This window comes from Selenomonas sp. (assembly GCF_052169755.1).
Lineage (GTDB): Bacteria > Bacillota > Negativicutes > Selenomonadales > Selenomonadaceae > Selenomonas.
In genome coordinates, this window is sequence record NZ_JBQNBV010000116.1 from 1 (window position 1) to 6,527 (window position 6,527).

Below are 6,527 nucleotides of genomic sequence, written 5' to 3' on the forward strand. Positions count from 1 at the left end.
GACTTCCGGCTCTAAGATGGGGACGAGTCCCTTGGCGATGATCTCCTTGCCGACGGCAAACTGCTGCTCGATGACGGCTTTGATGCCCTCTTTGTTCGCCTCCTTGATGACGGAGCGCATTTTCGTGCCAAAGATATGGCGCTCTGCCGCGCGGTCAAGAAGCGCGGAGAGTCCGTCGATGGGCTTCATGAGCTGGACGCCGTTTTCCTCGGCGGCGAGTCCTTTATCGACCTTCAGGATGGGGACGATGCCTTTTTTCTCCCAGAGGTAGTCCGCGGTATAGAGGTCGTCAATTTTGCGGTCCATCGTGTTTTCGAAGAGAATTGCCGCAAGAATCTGCTCTTTCGTAAACGAGGGACTTTTGATGATGCGCGTGCGCATCTCATGCACGCGCGTGAACATCTCCTCGTCATTGGCGTAGGCGCTTTCGTCTACGCCGTACGCCTTGAGCGCCTTGGGTGTAGAGCCGCCGCTTTGATCGAGGGCAGCGATGAAGCCCTTGCCGCTTGTCATGCGATTGAGTTGCTCTTGATTCATTTTGCATACCTCCTTAAACTGTTGCCAAATCCATTATACTGCGATGTGGGTGGAATGTAAATGATATTGAAAATAAATATCAAAAAATAAAAATCGTGCAGATGTCGCGTTCTGCACGATTTTTAGGGAAATGCTGAGCGGGTAATACGTTTGCGCGATGGGGGTTACTTCAAAAGCGCCATGACTTCTGCTGCCTTGCCGTCGGAGCCGAGGACTTCTTTGATCTTGTGCTCGACGAGTTCGCGGATGTAGTCGCGTCCCGGGGCGATGTACTGGCGCGGATCGAAGTGCTCGGGATGCTGCTGATAGTGCTCGCGGATGCCCGCCGTCATGGCGAGGCGCAGGTCGGAGTCGATGTTGATCTTGCAGACCGCCGACTTCGCCGCTTTTCTGAGCTGATCTTCGGGGATGCCGATGGCATCGGCGAGGTTGCCGCCGTTGTCGTTGATGATCTTGACATATTTGGGAATGACGGACGAAGCGCCATGCAGCACGATGGGGAAGCCGGGCAGACGCTTCTCGATCTCGGCAAGGATGTCGAAACGAAGTTCGGGCGGCACGAGTACGCCTTGCGCGTTTTTCGTGCACTGCTCGGGCTTGAACTTGAACGCGCCGTGACTCGTGCCGATGGCAATCGCGAGGGAGTCGACACCCGTACTCGTGACGAATTCTTCGACTTCTTCGGGGCGCGTGTAGTGCGCGTCTTCAGCGGCGACTTTCACATCGTCTTCGATGCCTGCGAGCTGGCCAAGTTCGCCTTCGACGACGACGCCGTGCGCATGGGCATACTCGACGACGCGCTTCGTAAGCTCGATGTTTTCTTTGAAGCTCAGATGCGAGCCGTCGATCATGACGGAGGTGAAGCCATCGTCGATACAGGATTTGCACGTTTCAAAATCCGGCCCGTGGTCGAGGTGCAGGGCAATGGGCAGATCTTCGCATTCGAGCGCCGCCTGCACGAGGTGCTTGAGGTAGGCGGGCTTTGCATACTTTCTTGCACCGGCGGAAGCCTGCAGGATGATGGGAGATTTCAGCGCAGCGGCTGCTTCGGTGATGCCTTGGACGATCTCCATGTTGTTGACATTGAAAGCGCCGATGGCGTAGCCGCCTTCATGGGCTTTTTTGAACATTTCCTTTGTTCCGATGAGTGGCATAATCTCAACCTCCTATGGATAGATGATACTCATTGATGAGATCATTATATCATAATTTAATGAGAACGTCATGAATCTTTTGCGAAAAGAGAGAATCTGCGGAGATTTCAGGGAAAAGAGCAGACATATCGGCAGGAAGGGGCGCATGGACTTTGATATCCTCTCCGTTCGATGGGTGACGAAAGAGTATATTGCAGGCGTGCAGCGCTTGGCGTCTGAGACGATTTGTCCTTTTGCCGTAGAGGTCGTCGCCGAGAAGCGGATGTCCGAGATGCGCGAGATGGACGCGGATCTGATGCGTACGCCCCGTGGAGAGGCGCAGCGCGAGGAGCGACAGACCGCCTGTCTGAACGAGCGTCGCGTAGTGCGTGACGGCGCGCTTTCCTTCGGGGGCGATCATGCGCTCGATGATGCTGCCCGGGCGGCGTGCGATGGGCAGATCAATCGTGCCGCAAGGCTTGGGCAGGACGCCTTCGATGACGGCGAGGTAGATGCGCTCGATTGCGTCATGTTTGGATAAGCGGTGCTGGACGTGCGGCTCCTTGGCGATGAGCACGAGCCCGCTCGTTTGACGGTCGAGGCGGTGTACGGGGTGAAAGGCATGTTTTTCGCCATGTGTTTCATAGTGGAAGAGTACGGCGTTGGCGAGCGTATGATGATGCTCGCCGCCCGTCGGATGGACGAGCATACCTGCAGGCTTGTTGATGATGAGAAGCGCCGTGTCCTCATAGAGAATGTCGAGAGGTATGTCTTCGGGCGCGATGCGGCTCTCTTCTGTCAGATGCCAGCAAAGTTCATCGCCGCTTTTGATGCGGGTTCGTGCGGCGTTGGCGGGGTGTCCGTTCAGCGAGAACGTGTCCGAGCGGCGCAGTTTTTTCCAGAGCGTCGTGGAGAAGCCGCACTCCTTTTGCAGAAACTCCCGAAGCGCCATACAAGCGAGCCCTTCCGGCACGACAAGTCGCGTCTCTCCCATGAAATCACATCCTTTTCCAGCAATATAGCATGGATCGGGGGATTTTGTCCATGCCGTGCGATGGCTTGGCACGAAACGGAAAATCCCGCAGAGCGATGCGGGGTGCATCTTCTGCGGGATTTTCCTGTTTGTCGGAGAAAAAGAATATGCGTCAGAACTGATAGTTCGTCTTGAACCAGAAGGTTCTGCCCGGTTCGTTGATATGATCGCGCGCGGTGATGCCGAGGTTGCTGATGGCAGACTCGTTGTAGCTGACGAATTCGGCGTAATTTTTGTTGAAGAGATTGTCGACGCCCAGGGAAAAGACGAGATTGTCGCCGGCACGGTAGGCGCAGCTCGCAGAAACGATGCCGAAGCCGCCCGTCGGGCCGTGATCGACGCCCGTTTCGCTGCCGTAGCCCGTGCGATAGCGGTTCTGCCTGTCGACCAGACGCCAGAGAAGGTTTGCTTCCCATTTGCCCTGGCGATATTTCGCTGCGAGGCTTCCTTCGAGCGGCGCGATCTGCGGCAGCGGCGCATGGTTTGTCGTGTCGTCGCCGTGGGTGAAGGAAAGCGTGCCCGTCACGGACCATTGCGGCGAGAAGCTGTGCGTATATTCCGCTTCCATGCCGTAGAGACGTGCGTCTACGTTGCCATAAGCGCTCGACGGCAGGCGCAGGATGAAGTCGTCGACATGCGCGTAGAAGAGGGAAAGGCTGCCTTGATCTTGTCCGCGTGCGTAGAGCCAGCCGAGGTCGAGCTGCGTATTGCGCTCGCGGTTCGGACGAGAGGCGTCCGGCGAAGCGGTCTGACCGTTCACGCGGTTGCTGTGCGCTTTCCACGTTTGGAAGGACTCCCAATAATCGGCGGGACGCTCTGCGTGGCCAAGCCCGACGTAGAAGGTCAGGGGGAGGGATGCGTAGTCGTACTCGTAGCGGATAAAGCCGCTGTAGGCGTTGTCGGCGGTTTCGCCGGGGATGAGATCCAGTGTCTTTCTGCCCCGCATGTTGTATGCCAAATAGTTGTGATAGTCGTTCGTCACGCGGTCGTAGCGGATGCCGCTGCGCAGATAGGTGCGCGGGTGCAGGCGGTAATCGTGCTCGAAGAATACGCCGAAGGAGCGGATGCCCATATCATCGCGGAAGGAGCCGATCGGGCGGTCCTTGAAGGCGCTGGCGAAGGCGTGCTCCTGATTTTGCAGCTCGAAACCGAAGGCTCCCGTGCTGCGCGGCGTAAAAGCAAGCTCCGCGATGGCGCGGACGCCGTACTGCGTACGCTTGACGTCCGTGCCCATCTTTCCCGCAGAGCGCAGAGAATAGTTGTCCATGATGTGATCGATGACGGCGTGGTGGAACGTCACATCGAGGTTCGTGACGACGGGAGAGAGGTTGGCGCGGTTGTACTTGAATGTCCAACTGTCACGGTCGAACTGACTGCCGTCCATCATGGCGTGGGCGAATTTTGCATGACCGCGGCTCATATCGTAGGCAAGCTCAAGCAGGGTATCTTTGTCCGGTGTGAGACCGACGATACCCGACAGGCTGTAGCGTCCGTAGCCTGAATGGATGCGTCTGCCGCTGCCGTCGGCGTAGTCGTCGGCGTAGTTGCGTGTTTGGATGAGACGCACATAGCCGCTCTTGTCGCCTGCTGTGACGTCGAGGAGGTCGTCGAAACGGTGGCTGCTGCCGAACGTGAGGATCGCGTTGCCCCGTACGTCCGGCTCTTGAAAGCGCTTCGTTTCGCGCTCGAAGAGAACGGCGCCTGAGATGCTGGCGCCGTCGCGCACGCTTTGCGGTCCCTTGCGCGCGACGATGCGGCTGAACGTCTCAGGAAAAGCATAGGTCGTCGTCGGATCCATGCGCCCCGGGCAGCCGCCGAACATATTGCCGCCGTCCATGCGCACGTTCAGACGCGTGCCGCCCATGCCGCGCAGCATGGGATCGCCGCTGATGCCGCCCTTGCGCACGAGGGAGAAGCCCGGCAGGTTCTTCAGGTAGCCGCCGCCGTCCGCTGCCGGCACGGGCTGACGCGGTCGTTTGGGATCCGTGTCGAGCGTCAGCGGCTCGCGGCTGCGGTTGGCCGTGACGATGATTTCGTCCAAGACGAAAGCCGTTTGCGCGTCGTGCTTGTCGAGGGCGCGTTCGCTATCCGTCTCGGGGGCGGATGCCGCTGCCGCCTGCACCGTGACGGTGGAGAGAAAGCCGAATGTCAAGGCGCCTGCAAAAGAGAGCAGGCGGTGTTGATGCTTCCATAAGTGCATGGGAATCCTCCTAGAAAATGATAATAAATATCTTTATCGAAGAAGTATAGCATAATTTTCCATGAGAGACAACGATTTTCTTCGCGAAATGCGCTTCGTATTTTTGTTTCTTGGTAGACGTGGACATGAAATTCTTGTATAATAAAAGGCGGTCACTCGTGTTTTTTGTTGTTTTGTAACGGATGACTATTGTCAAAGGACATTCTGCCTGCGGTGCTTTTTGCCGCACGGCAATCTGGGAGGAAGTTATGGCTCTGATAGTAAAGAAGTTTGGCGGCAGTTCAGTTGCCACGACGGAGAAGATCAAGGCGGTGGCGAAGCGTGTCCTCGACGGGATGCAGCCGGATGACAAGGTCGTCGTCGTCGTTTCCGCCATGGGCGACACCACGGATGATCTTATTGATCTGGCACGCGGCATAGATAAAAATCCGTATCATTATGCGCGTGAGATGGACATGTTGTTAACAACAGGTGAGCAGGTATCCATCGCTCTTTTAGCGATGGCTTTTTGCTCGATGGGACACAAGGCGATTTCTTTGACGGGGGCGATGGTCGGCATGGAGACGAACTCCGTGCACACGAAGGGACGCATCGTCGGCATCGAGCCGGATCGCGTCCAAAAGGCGCTCGCTGACGGCAATATTGTCGTCGTTGCGGGATTTCAGGGAGCGGATGCTTTAGGCGACCCCGTGACGCTTGGGCGCGGCGGCTCGGATACGTCGGCGGTGGCTCTTGCCGGCGCCTTGAAAGCGGACAGCTGCGAGATATTCACCGATGTAGACGGCATATACTCTGCGGATCCTCGACTCATTGCAGGCGCACGCAAGATGCAGGAGATCACCTACGATGAGATGCTTGAGATGGCGCGTCTCGGCGCCGGCGTCATGCAGCCGCGCTCCGTGGAGATGGGGAAGCACTTCGGCATCCCCATCCATGTACGCTCGACGTTTACAGCAAAGACAGGCACGATGATCAGGGAGGCTTATACAATGGAAGAGAAGGATTTTGAAATCAGAGGGCTGGCGCACGACGACAAGGTGGCGAAGCTCGCCGTCATGGGCGTGCCGAACCAGCCGGGCATCGCACATGCCCTCTTTTCCGCACTCGCCGACGCCAACGTGAGCGTCGATATGATCGTGCAGAGCGTGCGCAGTCTCGAACGCAATGTGACGGATATGGTCTTTACGGTCGCCGTTGACGACCTTGAGACGGCGCGTGAGATCGTCGAGAAGGTCAAGACGAAGCTCAACGCTGTATCGGTTCTCGTCGAAGAAAATGTCGCGAAGGTCTCCATCGTCGGCGTCGGTATGCTCGGCAACCCGGGCATAGCAGCGCGTATGTTCGGCGCGCTGCAGAAAGCGGACGTCAATATCGACATCATCAGCACGTCGGAGATCAGCATTTCCTGCCTCATCACGAAGGACAGGCTCAAGGAAGCGGCAAATGCGATTCATGATGAATTTTTTCCATGCGCGTGAGATGAGAAAGACGAACTTTTTAGGAAACGCTGATAAAATGAAGTCGCCCAGATTTGCACAGATGCGCTGTTCTTATAGCGGTCAACGTCAACCAATCATGCGGCGCGCTTTGCGCTTGCATTCTTGGGACGTTTTCGCATACGAGC

At 57.1% G+C, this 6,527-nt stretch carries 5 protein-coding genes; 1 reads left to right on the forward strand and 4 read right to left on the reverse strand.

Translation table 11 applies throughout. The features are described from left to right. The 4 genes from ACTTKG_RS08280 to ACTTKG_RS08295 form a co-directional block, all read right to left on the reverse strand. The coding region (locus ACTTKG_RS08280) for a class I fructose-bisphosphate aldolase (RefSeq protein ID WP_442673744.1) at nt 1-537 on the reverse strand (537 nt) is incomplete at its 3' end. 164 nt (nt 538-701) lie between these two features. Then, nucleotides 702-1,691, reverse strand: coding sequence for a class II fructose-1,6-bisphosphate aldolase (fba, locus tag ACTTKG_RS08285; protein WP_442673745.1), 990 nt, complete (start codon nt 1,689-1,691; stop codon nt 702-704). A 49-nt stretch (nt 1,692-1,740) separates the two neighbouring features. Then, complete coding sequence (locus ACTTKG_RS08290) at nt 1,741-2,664, reverse strand: RluA family pseudouridine synthase (protein WP_442673746.1); 924 nt, start codon at nt 2,662-2,664, stop codon at nt 1,741-1,743. A 151-nt stretch (nt 2,665-2,815) separates the two neighbouring features. Beyond that, complete coding sequence (locus ACTTKG_RS08295; RefSeq protein ID WP_442673747.1) at nt 2,816-4,903, reverse strand: TonB-dependent copper receptor; 2,088 nt, start codon at nt 4,901-4,903, stop codon at nt 2,816-2,818. Between the two features lie 248 nt (nt 4,904-5,151). Here ACTTKG_RS08295 and ACTTKG_RS08300 point away from each other — a divergent pair, with 248 nt between their 5' ends. Beyond that, nucleotides 5,152-6,381, forward strand: coding sequence for an aspartate kinase (locus ACTTKG_RS08300; protein ID WP_442673748.1), 1,230 nt, complete (start codon nt 5,152-5,154; stop codon nt 6,379-6,381). The last annotated feature ends 146 nt before the right edge of the window (nt 6,382-6,527 follow it).